The 463-nt window shown below is 75.8% G+C and carries 1 protein-coding gene; it reads left to right on the top strand.

What is annotated here, in order from left to right:
• The coding region (locus BVI061214_RS13050; protein ID WP_053766880.1) for a hypothetical protein at window positions 1-241 on the top strand (241 nt) is incomplete at its 5' end.
• Window positions 242-463: the final 222 nt, after the last annotated feature.

Raw genomic sequence — 463 nt, forward strand, 5'->3', positions numbered from 1 at the left:
GGAGGAAGGGGAGGTTCGCCTGGTGGAGGTGCGGGAAAACCCCTACGCCGCCATGGAGGGGGGAAGGAAGCACGAGCTCATGCGGGCGCTCCTCAAGGATGTGGACCTGCGGGTGGGGGCCCGCTTCGGCCACGGCGGGTCCCTGGGGGGCTTCCCCCTGGCGGACCGCCCCGAGGGGGGGGCCGGAAGCGTGGGCCAGGCCATGGGAAAAGGCATGGCCCGCCGAAATAGCGCCGGATGAGCTCCCGGGCCTCCGGGGGAAGGGGGGTGCGCTCCAGGTAGACCTCGGCCCCCCGGCGCACCCGTTCTGGCGGCCTTCCCCCGGGCCAGGGGGAGGGCAGAGCCCCTTCCCCGCCCTCCCCACCGGGCTCCAGGAGGCCCTGGCTCGGCCCCTCCAAGGCCGGAGGGAGAACCTGGGGGGCCTCCCCCAGCTCCGGGGCGGGCCCCCCAAGGCCTGGCCCGG

The sequence above is a fragment of the Thermus aquaticus genome (assembly GCF_001280255.1).
In the GTDB taxonomy this organism is placed as follows: Bacteria; Deinococcota; Deinococci; order Deinococcales; family Thermaceae; genus Thermus; species Thermus aquaticus.